Source organism: Aurantimonas sp. A3-2-R12 (assembly GCF_036016755.1).
GTDB lineage: Bacteria > Pseudomonadota > Alphaproteobacteria > Rhizobiales > Rhizobiaceae > Aurantimonas > Aurantimonas coralicida_A.
Map to the genome: position 1 here is coordinate 31,655 of NZ_JAYXIH010000014.1, position 17,589 is coordinate 49,243.

Sequence of the window (17,589 nt, forward strand, 5' to 3'; positions counted from 1 at the left end):
CGCATTTCGACACGGCCCGTCGATCCGTCCGCATGCGCGAAGACGATCGACTTTTTCGCGGACGCATCGTCCGCATCCCGTAAGGCATCCATTGACCCATACCGATTTCAAGGCGTTCGGCCTCGCCGACACGCTTCTCGACGCGCTTGCGCGTCTCGACATCACGCAACCCACACCGATCCAGGCGCAGGCGATCCCCGCCGTGATGCAGGGTCGCGACGTCCTCGGCGTCGCTCAGACCGGCACCGGCAAGACCGCGGCGTTTTCGCTGCCAGTCATCCATGCGCTTCTGGAAAAGGGCGGGCGCCCTGCTCCGAAGACGCCGAAGATGCTCATCCTGACGCCGACCCGTGAGCTCGCCTCGCAGATCGCCGGCAACGTCAAGGCCTACACGGCCGGCACCAAGCTGACGCACCACGTCATCTTCGGCGGCGTATCGATTCGTCCGCAGATCGAGGCCATGCGCCGCGGCGTCGATATCGTCATCGCGACGCCAGGCCGTTTGCTCGACCTCGTCAACCAGCGCGCCATCATCCTGGGCGAGGTCCGCCACGTTGTTCTCGACGAGGCCGACCGCATGCTCGACATGGGTTTCGTGCGCGACGTCATGAAGATCGTCGGGCAATTGCCGAAGGAGCGCCAGTCGCTGCTGTTCTCGGCGACCATGCCGCGCTCGATCGAGGACCTCGCGGCCAAGATCCTGACCAAGCCGGTCCGGGTGGAGGTGACGCCCGAAGTCATTACCGTCGAAAAGATCGATCAGAGCGTCTATCTCGTGCCGCAGAAGGCCAAGAAGCTCTGGCTGATCGAAAAGCTCGCCCAGCCCGAATTCGCCAAGGTGGTGATCTTCACCCGTACCAAGCACGGCGCCAACCGGCTGTCCGCCGATCTGGAAAAGGCCGGCATCGAGTCCGGCGCGATCCACGGCAACAAGAGCCAGGCGGCGCGGCAGAAGGCGCTCGCCGCCTTCCAGTCCGGAAATATCAACGTGCTGGTCGCCACGGACATCGTCGCCCGCGGCATCCATGTGGACGACATCAGCCACGTGGTGAATTTCGACCTGCCGGAAGAGCCGGAGAGCTACGTCCATCGCATCGGCCGCACCGCGCGGGCCGGCAAATCCGGCATCGCCGTGGCGCTGGTCGATCCCTCCGAACGCTCGAAGCTGCGCCAGATCGAAAAGCTCACGGGCCTGACATTCGATTTGCAGAAGACCGATTACGCGGCTCATGTCGATCTGAACGCTCCCGAGGAGAAGCGCCCGCCGCGTGGCGCCAAACCCCAGGGTCGACGCCCTGGCGGTGGTGGCCAACGCTTCGGCGAGGGTCGCGGCGCGCGTCCGGCGGCCGGCAACAAGGCCAAGCCCAGTGGCGGCAACAGGCGCCGGCGGTCCGGCGGCGGTCAGACCCGTTCGGCGACGGTCGGCTGAGTCAGCGGCGCGCTTCTTGCAAATGCGAAGGGGCGGCCGCGAGGTCGCCCTTTTTTCGTCGTCAGCGACATCCATCGGCGAACCGTGAGTTGCGGAGCCAAAGCGCCGTCGCCATATGCCGGGCTGTTGCAACAAGGAGCCCCTTGATGGCCGAAACGATCAAGGTCGACATTCCCCACAAGCTGAGCCGCGAGGCGGCCCGCACGCGGATCGAGGAGAGTTTCGGCAAGCTGCGCCAAGACATGCTCGGCGGCATGGTCAAGTTCGAAGACGTCTGGACGGGCGAGCATCTCGACTTCCGGGCACGGGTAATGGGCCAGTCGGTAACCGGACGCCTCGACGTTCTCGACGATGCGGTCCACGTCGAGGTGGATCTGCCAGTGTTCCTTGCAGCGATCGCCGAGAAGCTCAAAGGCCGCCTCCGCAAAGAGGGTCAGGTGCTGCTGGAGAAAAAGTAGCGCAACGGGTCAGTCGACAGCAGGCTGGACGCTGCGAGGCATACCCCTCAGTTGCGAACGCCGGTCAAGGTCGCGTTCTGGGCGCGCACGGTCCCGCCGTTCTCTCCCGGCTCGATCGCGAGAATCTCCCCGAGCCCAGGAACCAATGATCCGACCCTCACGCGCCAGAGCTCTCCGGGCGAGGCCAGATGCGCTTCCGAACCGAAAACCATGACGATCTGGAAATCCCGCGGCGTCAGCGCGACAGCCCGAACCAACTTGGGCACCGGTATTGCCCCCTCGACCAAGTCACCTGGCTTGTCCGTCGACCCGGTGATCATCTGGTCGAGCAGCGGGCGGGTGAAATAACTGGGGTCCAGCGCGGATATGATGGTGACGGCTGAGAAGAAGCTAATCGATAGAATTCCCAGCCCTACCAAGCCCAGATTCACGATCCGGTCAGAGCGCGGGGGAGGCGGATACAAGTCGGCCGGTGGCCACGCTTTGACGGTCGGTTGATGGGGAATGGATGTGGACAAGAGAACCTCGAACCCTTGATATTCGACGAAAGCCGGTCGAAGGCCTCCACCAGGGAACATCGCATTCACAGGTTAAGGTTTTATAGATCACGACCAAACGGGATCGATTTTAGTCAGCCGGCGCGGAATGCGAGCGGACACCGGCTCAGCGCTTTATCCTCATTCCGCCCTAGCGCTTGAAGAGGGATCGAGCGCGGCGCCGATGTTCCACCCCTGTGATGACGTCGATCTCGGACAAATCCCACGAAGGGCAGAGCCACCCGACCCGGCAGGCGTTGAGGATTTGTTCGCCATCGCCGCGATAGGATGCGTGCCATGACGATGCATTCGACCCCACCGCGCTCCGATAGCCGCATGGTGCCCCGTCGGCGCACCCGTATCCAGCCGGTCAAGATCGTGTCCCTGGATCGGACATTCCTGGAGGACGGCACGGCGATCGACCGTTCCTCGAAGGGCGCGCGTATCGGACGATATGCCGCCCGCCGCTTGCCGAGCCAGATCGCGCTCTATGACGAGGTGGATTGTACGTTTCAGCCGGCCACACTGGTGTGGACCCGCGGACTCCAGATCGGCTTGCGTTTTACCGGTCCCGTTGTCGCCGCGAACCGGGCGGAAATCCTGCGCCTGACCGGCCGCTACTACGCGATCACCGAGTAGCGGGGAATGAGGTAAACGGGGACCGATTTTCCGTCGGCATTTCGCACCGAATGACCACGATCCAGGGCCCCTCGTCTGCGTCCAGAGATGGCGGCGCGGCGGGCGACTCTATTGGGACTCAGGCCGTCCGTTGCGGATGTCCTTCTTGGCGATGTAGTCGAACTGCTCCACCAGAAGTTCGTGCACGAGCACCTGCCCATAGCGGGCATTGACCGCGTCGCGGATCGAAGTGGTCAATGAGGTGAGATCGAAGCGCTGCGGCTCCTCGAAGTTGAAGCCGTCCGTCGAGTAAAGCCGTCGAAATGCTTCGTCGAGGATAAACGGGTCGGGCGGAACCTGAAGCTTTTGGGCCACCTTGCCGTCGATGGTGAAGACGAATTGCGCGAGAATATAGCCCTGGATCGCGTTGTCCGCGATCATCGGAATGGTGATATTGCCGGTCTTGCGGTAGTCGAGCCCTTCGAAATAGGTCGACTCGGTGCCTTCGGTGGCGGCATCAGCGTTCATCGAGGCCATGACATAGCTGGATCCGAGGGCGACAATGCAGACCCAGAGACCGACAGCCACCAGTTTGATCACGACCGAACGGCCTTGCGCCCGAGCTGCAAGCTATAGGTGCCGTCGGATTCGGCGTCGGTAATCGAACGGGCGATCAGCGCCGAAATCTCGTGACTGGCGCGGACATGCAGTTCAAGCGCGCGGCGGTTCTGCTCGATAACCTTGGCAAGGCCCGTCAAACGCTCTCGCGCGTCCGGGTCTTCCTGCAAGGCCTCGGCTCGGCGCGCCAGACGGCTGAGCTCGAGCAGGCTCTGGTTCTTGCGGGCGGTGATCTCCATGAGATCGAGCGCCTTGCCGGCGCTGAGCGCGTCGGTCTCGGTGGCAAGGGCGGTTTCGAGCCGATCAACGGCCTTTGCGAGCATGGTATCCAAGTCGACGTTCCTATTCTGCGCTGTCTTTGCGGATGGCCCCGGCCCGCGCGATGTCGTTTTGCCGAAGCATGCGGTTCAGGCTGTCGCTGGCGGCCTCGCGGCCATCGACCGCGGCGAAGCCACCACCGGGCTCGTTGGCGATCGAAGCGGCGATACCGATGCCGCCGCCCTTGGCGAGTTCGTTGCCGATCTCCTCGGCCATCATCGAACGCCAGATCGCGCCGGCGGTGCCGGATCCGAAATAGCTGGAGGCTTCGGATGGCAACATCGATTCGACGAAGCTGCGCAGGACGAAGCCCTCGAACTGCTCGAGAGGCGGTACGGCGCGCGCTTCATGGGCGACAAGCGGGATGATCGGCGCCGCCGGCGTGACATCGGGGGCCGCCGCGTCGAGAATCGTCGCGAAATCGGTCGAGGCCGCATCCTTGACCATACGAGAATCAGTAACGCGCGGCGCGATCTGCGTCGGCTCGGTCTTCGCGGCGGATAGGATGGGGGAAACGGTCATCGGCGACAGTCGGCTCATGAATCGGCAGGTTCGCCTCTTGTATCGCGCCGGCCTTATTCGAAGCTTGTCCGCTTCCGAGCCAGAAATCCGTCGACGCCGACTTCCAGATCTTTCGCCTCGTCCTCGACGACCGTCGATCGACGCGTTTCGTCGCGCAACTTCTCGACGCCCTTCTCGGATCGACGGGTCGACTGGATTTTCTTCTCGGTCTCGGTCTGGCGCTCGAGATTGACCCGGCGGGCCGCCTCGTTGCGCCGCAGATTGCGGACCTTGGCCTCGACGAAGAGGCCGTGCAGCTCCGACGTCGTGCCGAGACTGCCGAGCAGCTCGGAGTCGGATCGGTCGATCTCGTTGCGTTCCTTGCGAAGATGTCCCAGGCGCCATTCCTCGAGCAGGCGCTTCTGGCCCTGCACCTTCATCAGCCGCTCCAAGCGATGGAGTTTGGATCGGTTCCCGCTCATCCGGTCAGTACCCACTGCTCGAAGTCCTGCATGAACAGAACCAGGAAATCGCTGATCACATAGCCGAACAGAACCAACCCGCCGGCGAGCACGAATGGCAGCGAGATGAAGTAGATCGGGATCGTCGGCGTCAGCTTGTTGGCCAGCCCGATCGCAAAATTGACGATGACGCCATACAGGACGAATGGACTCGAAATCCGAAGAGTCAAGAGGAAGGCCTCGTCGAGATTGTCAGTGATGTTGACGAGGGAGCCGCGCACGGAAAAACCCGCGGCGGCGGGCATCGCGCTGTAGGAGGCGACGAGAGCCCTGGCGATTTCGGCATGTAGGTTCAGGACGAAGATCAGCGTGGTGGCAGTCAGCGTCACCAGCGAAGCCACGGCGGGAGCCGGGCTTTGGTCATCGATCGGCACGCCCATCGACTGGCCCATGCCAATGGAATTGGCGATGACATATCCACCAAATTGCAGCGCGATCATGAAGCTGCGCCCCAGTAGTCCGATGAACAAGCCGTTGAGGATTTCGGTCACCATCAGCGACAGCCGGGCATTGTCTCCCGACCCAGCCACAAGCGGCTGCAGAACCGGCAGCAAGGCCGGGGACAGCGCCAGCGATATCGCGAAGGCCAGGAACAGCCGGACCTGCAACGGAACGCGGGAGGACGAAAAACCTGGCATGAGCAGCAGGCAGGTGCCGATCCGACAGAAGATCAGAAACAGCGAGAAGACGATGTCGGAGAGTTCCGCCGTCACGAGATCGAACCGATAGCCCGGATGTCGACGCCGCGGGCGATCTCGAGATGGGAGAGGACCGGCAGATTGACGAAAATCCGCTCGATCATCATGCGGACATAGGGCCGCGCGTCGGGGGCGGAGACAAGCACGAAGATCTCGCCCTGATCCATCTTCTCGCGAATGACCTTTGTGGCTTCCGTGGCAAACTGCTCGACAAGGCGCGGGTCGATATCGAACTCCGTGACTTCGCCCTTCGCGTCACGCTTCAACGCCTGATGGAAGGCAAGATCCCACTGGTTGCCGAGGCGAAGGACACCGAGCTTGCCATCGTGCAAAAGGTCACCGCAAATCTGCTGCGCCATGCGCATGCGGACATGCTCGACGATCTGCTCGGAACGGCGCACATGCGGCGCGATCTCGGCGATCGCTTCCAAGATGAGACTGAGGTTGCGGATCGAAACCCGCTCCGCCAGCAGCAACTTCATGACGGCCTGCAGGCCGGAATACGACATGTGAGTGGGTATGATCTCCTCGATCAACCGCTTGTATTCGGGCTCCAGACGGTCCAGCAGGGAGCGCATGTCCTTGTAGGACAGAAGCTGGGCGAGGTTGTTGCGGATCGTCTCCGACAGATGCGTCAACATGATCGACAGCGTGTCGATCGGCTCAAAGCCCTGGCGCCGGACCTCGGCGGAAAAACTCTCCGGGACCCAGGCTGCGCGCATGCCGAATGCCGGCTCCTTGGTCAGATCGTGGGGCACGTCCGGCACCGAAGCGTCGCCGAGGACCACCATATGTTCGCCGAGGCGCAATTGCTGCGATGCGACCGTCGTTCCGTGAACCTTGATCTCGTAGGATTTCGCTTCGATGGCAAGATCGTCGGATAGTTTGATTTCCGGCACGACGAAGCCATAACGCCCGGCAAACCGCCGGCGCATCTTCTGGACGCGATGGGCGAGTTCGTCCCGCTGCAGCATAAGATGCGCCGACGTCTGCTTGCCGAGCACGAGCTCGATCTCGACGATCTTCAGCGATTCCTTCACCGAGGTGCGTTCCGCCTCCCGGGCCACTTCCTGCTCTTGGTTGCGGTCGGCGTCCGCCTTGCGGACCACCTCCCTGCGGCGTTTCGGGACGAGATAGGCGACCGAAGCGAGCAGCCCGGCGAGGATGATGAATGGCAGGAATGGCAGACCCGGCATGAAGCCGAGCAAGGCCATCAACATCGCCGATACAGCGAGCGCCCGGGGATAGAAGCCGAGCTGGCCGATGACGGCGGTCTGGGCCGCGCCGCGCGTCCCTCCCTTGGACACGAGAAGACCGGCGGCGAGCGAAACGATCAGCGCGGGAATCTGCGAGACCAGTCCGTCGCCCACCGACAGCTTGGTAAAGACTTCGGCGGCGCTGGCCGCGTCCATATCGTGCCGGCTGATGCCGATGACGATACCGCCGAAAATATTGACGGCGGTGATGATGAGACCGGCGATGGCATCACCGCGCACGAATTTCGACGCGCCGTCCATGGAGCCGAAGAAGGCGCTCTCCTCCTCGAGCTCCTTGCGGCGCCAATGCGCCTGCTTGTCGTCGATCAGGCCCGACGACAGATCCGCATCGATCGCCATCTGCTTGCCGGGGATCGCGTCGAGGGTAAAGCGCGCACCGACCTCGGCGATACGCGATGCACCCTTGGTGATGACGAGGAAATTGACAGTGATCAGAATGAGGAAGACGACGATACCGATGAAGAAATCGCCGCCCATCACGAATTGCGAAAATCCGCCGATCACATGGCCGGCCGCGTTCACGCCCTCGTGGCCCTGAGACAGAATGACGCGCGTGGTCGCGATGTTGAGCGACAGGCGCAGCATGGTGGCAAGCAGCAGAACGGTCGGGAAAGCGGAGAATTCAAGGGGTTTATGAATCCACAGCGACACCATCAGGATCAGCACCGACAGGGCGATCGACAGCGCCAGGCCCAGATCGATGAGGAAAGCCGGAATCGGGACGAAGAGGACTGCGAGGACGAAAACGACCGCGATCGCGAAACCGATATCGCGACCGCCCTTGGTTTCGGCGGATACGGGGTCCAGCGTGTCGACGGCCATGATGCTACTCTCTACGGCAAGCGTTCAGCCGGGAGATGCGTGGCGATCGTCACGACCACCTTACACCGTTGCCCGGCTTTCCGTTCGTCGCAGACGANTGCTACTCTCTACGGCAAGCGTTCAGCCGGGAGATGCGTGGCGATCGTCACGACCACCTTACACCGTTGCCCGGCTTTCCGTTCGTCGCAGACGAAGATTGCTCAAGGCTGGCGTCCGCCACCGGGGCGCGTGCCCAGCCGGCGAATTGGTCAGTTGAAGCCGTTTTCGATACGGGAATAGGATTCCTGCGTGAATGCGTAGACCTGCGCTCCGGTGAAGGAAGCCGTCAGCGCAATCACGACGAAGATCGCCAGGATCTTGGGAACGAAGGTGAGCGTCACTTCCTGGATCTGGGTCAGCGCCTGGAACAAGGCGATCACCACGCCGACGCCCATGGCGGCGGCCACCGCCGGGCCAGAGGCGGTAACGATAGTCCAGACGGCGGATTGGACGATGTCGAGAGCGTCAGCTTGGTTCATTTGGTCTACTCCACCGTCAGGCCGGGAGCGAGAGGCAATGTCCGGCCATCTTCGAGCAGGGCCTCGACGCCGCCCTCGACGACGCGCACAGCGGCAACCGTGCCCGAGATCGTCCCGTCGGCCGATGTCGCGGTCCGTCCGATCAGCGAGTTCGCCTGTGTTAGCGCCGACACCATCATTAGCGAATCCAGCTTCTTGTTGGTCTTGATCGACTGCTCGACACCGGCGAAACTCGCGAACTGCGCGATGTATTCGGTCGAATCCGTGGGATTGAGCGGGTCCTGGTTCGACATCTCGGCAACCAGCAGCTTCAGGAACGCGTCGTAATCCATGCCGTTCTTGCTGGACGCGGCGGTAAGGCTCGCGCTGGCGGATGCAGGTGGGGTCGAGGTGACGGCGCCAATACTCATCAAAAGCCTCCGGCGGCAAGCCGCAGTTCGGGTGTCTTGGTACGGGCTGGCCCAGGCGATGCCGTTATAACCCGCAGGATATCGTCCTCGATCGGGATAAGCGTGCGCAGGCGTTTCAACGCCTCGAACGCCCGTTCCCGTTCGATCAAACCCTCAATTTCGGCGAGACCATCGACAATGTCGCTGTTTTGATAGGTTCCGAGCATGCTCTCCAGGGTCTTGCCGAACAGTTGGCGCGCGGCGGCGGCGCTGTTCGGATCCATCAGCATCATCTGGACGATGAAATAGAGCTGGCGCAGCGGTGTCGTGGCCTGTTCGGCCTGCATTACATGGCTCTCGAGCAGAAAGGTGACGTCGTTGAGAAATTCCAGCGTGGTCTTGCGATCAACCTTCAGAACTGCGCCGTTGACAAAGATGCGTTCGCCAGCCCGCAGCGTGATGCGAAGCGTTGCCATCCTCAGTTCAACCCGTTGCGGATCAGCGTGGTGATCTCAATGATGCCCTTAAAATTCTGGGACTTCCCGATCCGGATGTCTTCGGCTTCGCGCATGATCCACAAACCGACCGAAATCAGTTCGGCTCGGAGTTCGTCCGGCAGGCCGTTCTCGGCACTCGCGAGATCCTCGACGAGGATCGCCCACAGGCTTCGGGTGGTGTAGATCGCCTCGATGGCATCGCGCGAACGCGGGCCGTTGGCCTCGGCGGTCTTGAGCAGCGCGATCGAATGATCGAGTGCCTGGCGCTCACGATCGCGGGCATCGACTTCGACGTCTTGAGCCACTTCCGCGTAAGAGAACTGATACATTCCAACCCCTTGTTGCCCACCCGGATGACGCATTCGCGCCGAACCGGGTCTTGCGATCTGTCTTTTCTTGCGAGCAGCGAGCCGGAACCCCTATCCCGCCGAATTTTCTTGTTGCATCCCGGGTCATCAGATCCGGGCGCCCGCCTCCGTCCCTACAGGTAGTTCAAGATGCTGAGGCGCGAGATCCGCGCGGTCAGCGCATAGGAAGACTCCAGCAAGTTCATTAAATTGGTTACCCGCGTCGAAGCTTCGTATGGGTCAACCTCCTCAATCGAAGTGATCGACATGTTCAGAACGGTGCTGCGGCCTTTCAGCGACTGGTCGGCTCGATCCAGGCGAGCTTGGCTGGCGCCGATCTCGCTTTGCATCGTCTTCAACTGTGACAATCCCAGGCTCAGACTTTCGACCGCCCGGCTTGTGACAAGCTGACGTGCCTCCTCGTTCATTCCGAGAGCGCCAAGGTCGCCCAGCATCACGTAAGCTTTGGTAATGTTACGGAACGCGGCGGCATCGGCCGCGTAGCTGACATTGATCTGGCTTTCGCCATTGATGACGTTGTAGACGGGCGTGCCATCCGCGTTTGACCAATTGCCCCATCCCAGACCGGCGGTTGGAGCAAGCGCGAACAGATCCTCGAACTCGGTGTCGATGAAATCGCCCAGATCCGCGGCGCTGATCGTTTCCACCGCCGGATCATTTTGGTTGAACCCAAACTTCGTCAGGAACGCATCGGCCGTCGCCTGCTTTGCGGTCGAGTTGTCCTCATAGGTACGAGTGTCGCCGCCCCCGACCGCCTGAAAGGCAATGGGCGGCTTCTCCGTGGCCGCCCCCGAGAACAGGAAGCGCGATCCGGTCGAACTGTTCAACGCTGCCATCAACTGCTGGAGACCGGCGGCCGCTTGTTGAACCGTGGCTGAAACGCCCGGCGTACTGGTTCCGTTGCCGATCAACGAACTCATGAACGCGTCTGCGGTCGCGGCCATTGACGTCATGGCAGACTGCATGACGTCGAAACGTTGACTGATCAGGCCATTGGCCTCGCGCAAACGGTTCGTGCTCTGAAATTCGGCGCGCAGCGAGATCGCCTGGCTAGTCCGAACCCCAAGCGCCAGCCCGACATCGGCGAAGCGCCCCGTCGTGACCTCCTTCTGTGCGATCTGGAGGTCGGCCTGAATTCTGGAAACAGACGAGCGAGGGGCCGTGGAAAGCGAATAGCTGGATACGAGAAAATTCGACATCGTGTCTCCGATCAGGCAATCGCAAGGAGGGCATCGATCATCTGACCGACGGTGGAGATCAGCTTGCTCGATGCCTGGTAGGACCGTTCGAGATCGAGAAGTCGGGTCATTTCCTCATCGAGGTTGACCCCGGTCCGGTTCGACAGGGTCTCCCGGGTCTGGGCGAGAAGCACCTTGCCGTAATCGACATCCGCAGTCGCTTCGGCACGGCGGCTCTCGAGCCATCCCATGGAGGCGGCGGCGTAGTCGCCTAGCGTTCCGGTACCACCAGCTCCGAGCGTGATGTCGAAGCTTCGCGTCGTTGAAAACTGGGCGACGAGGTCGTTTATCCGGGAGGTGAACCCGCCCGCGCCCTTCGAGTTGTAGACGAACCGCGCTTCGTCGGGTTGGCCCGCGTGGGAAATTCCGCCGTCCCTGAGGCGCATCGGGTCACCGCCGACGGTATTGTCCACTCCGGCAGCGACCTTGATCAGTCCGGCAAGGCCAACGGTCGCCGCGGACGAGCCCGGCACGGTGGTCATGCCCGTGGCGGTGAACAGCCCGGCATAACGATTTGTGTCCGGCACGGCCGGGGGCGGAGCGGGATTTTGCTCGGTCTCGGCAAAGCTGTCGACGAGTGCGAATGCCAGCGCGTCGAGCTGTCCCTGGAACGTGATGGCGGTCTCGTCGCGCAGCTGCAACAGACCGAAGACGCTGCCACCCTTGATCGGCATGGGCGCCAAGGGACCGAAGACGCTGACCCCGTCGATCTTGAACGCGCCACCGCTGACGGTCGCGCTATAGGCGGGGGATGGCGTGAAATCGATCGGACGCCCCGTCGTTTCGAACAAGGTGATGCCGGAGTCGGTCGTCAGGACAAGGTCGTTCCCAGCCCGCATCTGCACGTTGAGACCGACATATCCCGACAATTCGGAAACGATCTGGTCCCTTCGATCCACGAAATCGGTGATGTCGGCATTGGTAGCCGTGCCGACCGTCACCCGCTTGTTGACCGTTTCGAGCTCGGCAAGAAGCTTGGTCATGGCGGCCGCAGCTTGGGCAAGCTGCGTATCGGCATCCTTCCGCATGTTCTGGACCGCCGAACTTGCGCGGTTGAGGCTGCTGGCCATGTCCTTGGCGGCGGAGATCGCCGCCTCGGCGGAGGGTGGACTTTCCGGCGTGACGGCGAGTTGCGACAAGGCGTTCTGAAGCCCGACGAGCGATGCCGCCGGAGAATCGAACGCGTCGACATCCCCGATCACGTCCCGGATTCGGTCGAGCGCGTTCGCGGTCACCTCGACGGCGCCGACCGTCGAATTCGAGGTGACCAACGAACGGAAAAGCGCCTGATCGCGGGATTGGGCGACCGAAAGGATCTGAACACCGCCCTGCCGGCCGGTGCCTAGAGTGGCGTATTTCCGCGTTGCCGATGGATTGTCGGCATTGGTAATGTTGCGTGAGACGAGCGCCGACTGCGCCGAGAGGCTTCCCAGCGAGGAGCGCGCGTTCGAGAATGCGGTAAGAAGCGACATGACGTGGAAAAGTCCTTGGGGGACGCCGGCCGGGTGTGGCTCAGCGCTTCAGATTGACGAGTACGTCGAGGATTTCCGAACCCGTCTGGAACACCTTCGAATTGGCGCTGTAACTTCGCTGGGCTTCGATCATATCCGTAAGTTCGGTAGCCAGATCGACGTTCGACTGCTCGATCGCCCCGGACAAAAGGCCGCCAAAGCCGTTGCCGCCCGGAGTTCCGATTTCGGCAGCTCCCGAATTCGACGTGGCGCTGTAGACATTGCCGGAAGCTGCCGCGAGTTGATCCGGACTCTGGAACCGCGCGAGGTTCAATTGGTAGAGTGGGATGACGCTGCCGGTGGACAGAACCCCGCTGATCTGTCCTTCGTCGGTAAACGCGAACTCGCTGATGACGCCGGGTGGGTTGCCGTTTGCATTCAGCTTTGCGCTAAAGTCAGTGGCATACTCGGTAATCTCACCGAAATTGACCGCGACGACGGCCCCGTCCGACAGGGTCATGGTACCAGCCGCGGGGGCCGTGACGGGAAGACCGTTTGTCCTATCGAAAACGATATCCTGGGTCATCTTCGTCAAGGGCGTCCCGGCATAGGGAAAACCGCCACCGGTCGACTGGGCGCGATCGTAGATCGTGACTTCCCACGTGCTGTCGGTCGATGGGTCGCCCGCGGTCTTGGTGAAATACGCGTCGAGCGTTCTCTCCCGGCCGACATTATCGTAAACGACGAGCGACAGCTTCTTGCTGAAGACGCTGTCGGCGGCATTGTCAGCAGGTGTGTTGACAGCGCCGACGGCGGTTGCCGAAGCGGGGAACTGCAAAGAAAGGTCGGCCGCCGTCGTTGCCGAGGGCGCCATCAGCTTGCCGACCGGCAGCACGACCGGTTCGGTCTGGCCACTCGCCAGCGACGTTCCGGTCAGCCGAAAGCCCGCTGAATTCACGAGGTAAGTCTTGTTGGATTCGGCCTCGGTGCGCTGGACGAAAGAACCGGCGCGGGTATAAAAATCACGACCGGCCGCGTCTTGAACGACGAAGAAACCATCTCCCTGGATCGCCAGATCGCTAGCCGACGAACTCGCCGAGACGGCGCCCTGCTGGCTGATCAACTGACGAATCTGGGTTTTAACAGCGCCCGAGTTGTATTCGTTGCCGCTGTTCGCAACCAACAGCGAAGAAAACTCCGTGGAGCCGCGCTTATAGCCGTCGGTGCTGGCGTTGGCGATGTTTTCGGAGACGACCGACAGGCGGTTAGCCTGCGCGTTCATCCCCGAGACGCTCGTTCTGAAGACGCCGTTTATGCTCATCGTCCGTTACTCCATGTCCATGACTTGGCGGCCATGAATAGGGAGCGAAGCTTGCGTCGACCTGATTGTGAAACTTCCGTTTAAATAACATTCCAAAAAGAAAAAGCTCTGCCAAATATATTGGCAGAGCCTTTGTCCGTTAATACTTTTGAAACCAATTCGACCTTACTCAACCCCAATCCCGTAGCCGAGATAGCGCTTCGACGAGACGGGGTCATAACCAAGGCGCATTTTCAGCTTCTTGCGAAGCTTGGAAATATGGCTCTCGATGACGTTCTCCTCGACGTTCTCGTCAAAGATGCCATAGATCGCGCTGAACAATTGCTGCTTGGAGACGCGACGGCCGCGGTTGGAGACCAGATATTCCAGGATGCGGCGCTCGCGCCGCGGCAGCGCCATGGGCTTGCCGGCAACATCGGCGTCTCGCCCATCCTGGTAGACAGCGATTTCTCCGACCACCGTGCCCGTATCCTCGGCGCTTTCGCGGCGACGAATGGCGCCTACCCGGGCCAGAATTTCCCGCACATGAACCGGCTTGGCGACAACGTCGTCGACCCCGGCCGCGAACAGATCGAGCGTACCGTCCAGATTGCGGCTTTCGGATAGCGCGATCATCGGCGCATTGGAACGAGAGCGGATCAGACGCGGGCAGAATTTGCGCTCGTCGAAATCTCCGAGAAGGAAGGCTTCGACGCCGGAAATATCCGATTCAGGCGCCGTCTCCACCCACTCGCGGAATTCATCCGCATGGAAACCGGCCGCCGAAACGCCCTCGCGTCCAAACAAGGACTGGTAGCCACTCGTAACAAGTTCACGATTGTCGACTACAACGATCATATTTCCCTCCGGCCTTGACGTTATGTCTATGAACAAAGACCTAACCTGACCCGAGTCTTGCGCCTATCCTGAAATTTAGTAGTCCGTTAACCATCCTGCCCGATTTTCGGCTAAGTATCGAATCCGACTCAGGAATTTTTTTCGTAAACAAAACCTTAATGGTCGCCATTCGCGAAAAAAGCCTGCGATATCGAATACTTGGCCGACCACCTATCGCCGCCGATCGGAGAAATTGCTGATATATCCTCCCCGGCCGACCGATTCCCTCATGCGCGGATCGAGCCGAGGGGCCGATCTTTCGGACTAGAGGTAAGTCGAGGGGTCGAGATTGCGCCGAGCGATCGGGGATGCAGCCGGCGTCGACGCCGGTGACCCTGACTCCCGTCCGCCTTCTCGTCCTTCGCGCGAGGACTGACGATGTTCGAACCGTCCGTTTTCCGCGGATCCGTCGCCGGGGCGACCGTCACTGCCGGTTCCAGCATTGGCGGATGGCGATGCCGACGGCGAGCGCTGGGTCGCAGGATCACGAACCGCGATGCTGATCGCCGCCTCGTCGACCGTAAAGCCCGCCTTGGAAAGCAGTGTCTTCAGGCCCTCGGCGTCATCTTTCAAGCGAAGTGCCGTCTCGGCCTTGCTCGCAACCAGATGAATCGCCAATTGCCCGTTCACTAACCGCATGGTGACGTCGAGCTTGCCGAGTTGCTCCGGCTGCAGCTGAATCTGGATGGTCTTCAGCGCGGCACCGCCAGCTCGCAGATGCAGTCGCCCGTCATCGCCGGCGGTTCCCGGAGCCGGCCGAAGATCGGCCAAGGCGCTGGTGACGGCGGACGCGACCTGACGAGACGGCCGTCCGCCTGCCGCCGGATCATTGAAGACCGCCGTATCGGCGTTCGAATTGTCGACACCCCAGGCCCCGGTAGCGGTCGCCATCCCGCCATCCGGTGGGCCCTTGCCGCCTTTTCCAGAGACCCGGATGTTTCTATCGGCCGATCCCGTCTCGGAAACACCGCGCAACCGTGTCGCCTCGCCATCTTCCTGGCCGTCCGCATCGCCGGACGCCTCGGCTCCGTCGGTGCGATTCATCTCGACTGGCGCATCAGTGGACGCCAGAAGACGTCCGAAACCGGACGCCCTGAGGGCCGGGCCGACCGAGCGCACCTGACCGTCGAGCGCGACAGTATCCGCCGGTTGAAAATCGGTGCGCATGGAGACGAGGTCAACCCGAGCAGGGTTCGGATGACCATCTACGCTGCCACCAAGCAGCCTGACTGCCACTTCGGCCTGATGGGGGACCGCGACGGTTTTCAACATAAGGTTCGACCGATCGAGGGCCGTTGTCGGCGCGCCGTCCGGTTTCGGCAGTGCGCGGGCGGCCCGGTCGAAGTCCGTGGCCGGAATGCCGTCCGGTTTCGCCAAGGCGTGGGCGGCTCGGTCGGGGGCCGTTGCCGGAACGCCGTCCGGTTTCGCCAGGGCGTGGGCCCGGCCGCTGTCGGAGCGGGTCCCCAGCGCATGGTTCACCAGAAGTGTGAGCGGCGAGACGTCTTCACTCTTTTGCTGGTCGGAGGGGGGCGTTTCAAGGCTGGTGCCGGCCCGTTTCGTCTGATCGAACTCGCCCAGAAGTTTGGCGAGGGCCGTTTCAACTTCCGTCTCGCTGGGATCACCGTGCCCCTTCGCGTCGACATGCGTATCCTGACCATCCTTGCTCACGACATCCCGTGGGTCGCGGCCTCCCGTTTTCCCCGCGGCGTCCACCGCCGACTGAAAACTTTCGCCGGAACCGGCCTGGCTTCCCGCTCCCCTGCCGGCGGGTCGTTGTGCATTGAGCGACTGTGATTCGGTATGGGCGAGTATGGGGGCGGTCATGGTGCAGCCTTTTTCAAATCGTCGCGAACAGCGTCGAGGATTGCCGCGCCCCGCGCGAGAATCGGCGACAGCGTCGCGGCCTCCTGCGGAGCCTCAGCGCCGACGATGCCGGCAACCATGGGTTTGCGCATTTCGCTCAGCACATCCATAGCGGCATTGCGAAGCTCGCGGTCCGCGGGGTGCAGCGCGTCCGGATCGATGGCCTCGAGCGTTGCCTTCACCTCGGCGAAGTCGCGTTCCGTCAATGTCGACGCGACCTCGTAGAGCAGCGCCCGCTGGCGCTCGCTCTCCCCGGCTTCGTCATAGGTCAGCGCCTTCGCCGCAGCCTTGTTCGCCAGCGTCAGATTTCCGGCCACCAGGGCCCGCCGTCCGACAGCCAGATAGATACCGAGTTGTTCCAAGCGCGGAATCGTCGCTGTCGCGTCGGCAATCGTCGCGATGACCGCATCCTCCGTTCCCGCCGGTCGGGCGGCATAGACTGCGGCGAAGCGAGCGCGAAAATTACCCGCGTAAGCGGAGGCGGAAAAGCGATCGAAATACTGCCGAGCGTAGCGGTTCGCGGCTTCCTGGTCCCCGGTCTGCTCGGCGAGCAAAACGCCCATACGGAGCGCCGCCTCCTCCAGCAAGGTTCCTGGCGCGATCAACATGACCTGGGAAAGACGCCGCAGCGCTTCTGCCGGTTTGTCCGCCTGCTGCAATTGGGCAACTGCCAGATTGACCTGTGCCGCAAGGCCACTCTCCACGTGGGTCAAATCAACTACGGATAGTTTTTTCTCGGCATCCGCGCTGCGGTTCTCCACATAGGCCAGCGCCCCTTCAAGCAACGGGCGATCTTCTGGCGCAAGGGTCACCCGTGCCAAGATTCCCCGCAGCACGGACGGCGGCCCACCGCTGAGGACGAACAGCGCCGCGGCACGCCGATTGCGCGGATCCTCCCAGGTTTCCGGTTTCAGTCCGAGGAAGGTCGGACCGTAGCGCCTCAGCAGCATCGACTGCACGCGGATCGCAGGCCCGTTGCCACGCGCCACTTGATCTTGGAGGAACTGAAGCGAACGGACGATCTCGTATGGCATCGGCGCGCGTTCGCGCGGCCATTTCGATGCCTCCGGATCGGCGGGTTCCTCGTCCTGAGCTGCAACCGCGATTTCCGCCGACTTAGCCGCCTCGCCCGCTGCACGGACCCGCGTGGCGGCCGCTTCAGCATCCGGCTGGACCACCGCGGTCGGCGGCGCCGTCGGCTCGGCGACAGCGGCCGATGCCGCAGCGATCAAGACCGCCGCAACCGTCCTTCCAAGACATCGAGCAAACCGC

General features: G+C 62.1%; 20 protein-coding genes. 3 read left to right on the plus strand and 17 right to left on the minus strand.

Features of this window, described 5'->3' with window-relative positions:
* Positions 1-91: 91 nt before the first annotated feature.
* Both VSX60_RS09290 and VSX60_RS09295 read left to right on the plus strand, forming a co-directional pair.
* Entirely contained in the window at positions 92-1,429 is a 1,338-nt protein-coding gene (locus VSX60_RS09290; RefSeq protein WP_327623873.1) for a DEAD/DEAH box helicase, read from the plus strand.
* Between the two features lie 146 nt (positions 1,430-1,575).
* Positions 1,576-1,887 carry a polyhydroxyalkanoic acid system family protein gene (locus tag VSX60_RS09295; RefSeq protein ID WP_327623874.1) on the plus strand — a complete coding sequence of 104 codons (312 nt, stop codon included), beginning with the start codon at positions 1,576-1,578 and terminating at the stop codon, positions 1,885-1,887.
* A gap of 47 nt (positions 1,888-1,934) precedes the next feature.
* Here VSX60_RS09295 and VSX60_RS09300 read toward each other — a convergent pair whose 3' ends face one another.
* Positions 1,935-2,405, minus strand: coding sequence for a hypothetical protein (locus VSX60_RS09300; protein WP_327623875.1), 471 nt, complete (start codon positions 2,403-2,405; stop codon positions 1,935-1,937).
* Positions 2,406-2,720: 315 nt separating this feature from the next.
* Between VSX60_RS09300 and VSX60_RS09305 the strand changes: the two genes are divergently transcribed.
* On the plus strand, positions 2,721-3,062 hold the full coding sequence (locus tag VSX60_RS09305) for a hypothetical protein (protein WP_327623876.1): 342 nt from the start codon (positions 2,721-2,723) through the stop codon (positions 3,060-3,062).
* A 108-nt stretch (positions 3,063-3,170) separates the two neighbouring features.
* Here VSX60_RS09305 and VSX60_RS09310 read toward each other — a convergent pair whose 3' ends face one another.
* From VSX60_RS09310 to VSX60_RS09385, 16 genes are all read right to left on the minus strand, one after another.
* The gene (locus VSX60_RS09310; protein ID WP_327623877.1) at positions 3,171-3,641 is read right to left on the minus strand and encodes a hypothetical protein; all 471 of its coding nucleotides are present in this window, start codon (positions 3,639-3,641) and stop codon (positions 3,171-3,173) included.
* Complete coding sequence (locus VSX60_RS09315; protein ID WP_327623878.1) at positions 3,638-3,991, minus strand: hypothetical protein; 354 nt, start codon at positions 3,989-3,991, stop codon at positions 3,638-3,640. The genes VSX60_RS09310 and VSX60_RS09315 overlap by 4 nt, the downstream gene beginning before the upstream one ends.
* Positions 3,992-4,001: 10 nt before the next feature.
* Complete coding sequence (locus VSX60_RS09320; protein WP_327623879.1) at positions 4,002-4,499, minus strand: rod-binding protein; 498 nt, start codon at positions 4,497-4,499, stop codon at positions 4,002-4,004.
* Between the two features lie 53 nt (positions 4,500-4,552).
* Positions 4,553-4,918 (minus strand): hypothetical protein, encoded by a 366-nt coding sequence (locus VSX60_RS09325; protein WP_327623880.1) that lies wholly within the window; start codon positions 4,916-4,918, stop codon positions 4,553-4,555.
* Positions 4,919-4,956: 38 nt separating this feature from the next.
* A complete protein-coding gene (locus tag VSX60_RS09330) occupies positions 4,957-5,712 on the minus strand; it encodes a flagellar biosynthetic protein FliR (RefSeq protein WP_327623881.1) in 756 nt (251 codons plus the stop codon).
* Positions 5,709-7,796: a flagellar biosynthesis protein FlhA gene (gene flhA, locus VSX60_RS09335; RefSeq protein ID WP_327623882.1), complete on the minus strand. Its 2,088-nt coding sequence runs from the start codon at positions 7,794-7,796 to the stop codon at positions 5,709-5,711. Before flhA ends, VSX60_RS09330 begins: the two co-directional genes overlap by 4 nt.
* A 248-nt stretch (positions 7,797-8,044) precedes the next feature.
* Entirely contained in the window at positions 8,045-8,314 is a 270-nt protein-coding gene (gene fliQ, locus VSX60_RS09340; protein WP_327623883.1) for a flagellar biosynthesis protein FliQ, read from the minus strand.
* 5 nt (positions 8,315-8,319) lie between these two features.
* Positions 8,320-8,724, minus strand: coding sequence for a flagellar hook assembly protein FlgD (gene flgD, locus VSX60_RS09345; protein ID WP_327623884.1), 405 nt, complete (start codon positions 8,722-8,724; stop codon positions 8,320-8,322).
* Complete coding sequence (flbT, locus tag VSX60_RS09350; protein WP_327623885.1) at positions 8,724-9,179, minus strand: flagellar biosynthesis repressor FlbT; 456 nt, start codon at positions 9,177-9,179, stop codon at positions 8,724-8,726. The genes flgD and flbT overlap by 1 nt, the downstream gene beginning before the upstream one ends.
* A gap of 2 nt (positions 9,180-9,181) precedes the next feature.
* Complete coding sequence (gene flaF, locus VSX60_RS09355; protein WP_327623886.1) at positions 9,182-9,529, minus strand: flagellar biosynthesis regulator FlaF; 348 nt, start codon at positions 9,527-9,529, stop codon at positions 9,182-9,184.
* A 152-nt stretch (positions 9,530-9,681) separates the two neighbouring features.
* Positions 9,682-10,767, minus strand: a complete 1,086-nt coding sequence (locus VSX60_RS09360; RefSeq protein WP_327623887.1) for a flagellar hook-associated family protein — start codon at positions 10,765-10,767, stop codon at positions 9,682-9,684.
* Between the two features lie 11 nt (positions 10,768-10,778).
* Positions 10,779-12,278: a flagellar hook-associated protein FlgK gene (flgK, locus tag VSX60_RS09365; protein WP_327623888.1), complete on the minus strand. Its 1,500-nt coding sequence runs from the start codon at positions 12,276-12,278 to the stop codon at positions 10,779-10,781.
* Between the two features lie 40 nt (positions 12,279-12,318).
* Complete coding sequence (locus VSX60_RS09370) at positions 12,319-13,578, minus strand: flagellar hook protein FlgE (protein WP_327623889.1); 1,260 nt, start codon at positions 13,576-13,578, stop codon at positions 12,319-12,321.
* A gap of 165 nt (positions 13,579-13,743) precedes the next feature.
* A complete protein-coding gene (locus tag VSX60_RS09375; protein ID WP_327623890.1) occupies positions 13,744-14,415 on the minus strand; it encodes a response regulator transcription factor in 672 nt (223 codons plus the stop codon).
* Positions 14,416-14,718: 303 nt separating this feature from the next.
* The gene (gene fliK, locus VSX60_RS09380) at positions 14,719-16,122 is read right to left on the minus strand and encodes a flagellar hook-length control protein FliK (protein WP_327623891.1); all 1,404 of its coding nucleotides are present in this window, start codon (positions 16,120-16,122) and stop codon (positions 14,719-14,721) included.
* 152 nt (positions 16,123-16,274) lie between these two features.
* Positions 16,275-17,549 carry a hypothetical protein gene (locus tag VSX60_RS09385; protein WP_327623892.1) on the minus strand — a complete coding sequence of 425 codons (1,275 nt, stop codon included), beginning with the start codon at positions 17,547-17,549 and terminating at the stop codon, positions 16,275-16,277.
* Positions 17,550-17,589: the final 40 nt, after the last annotated feature.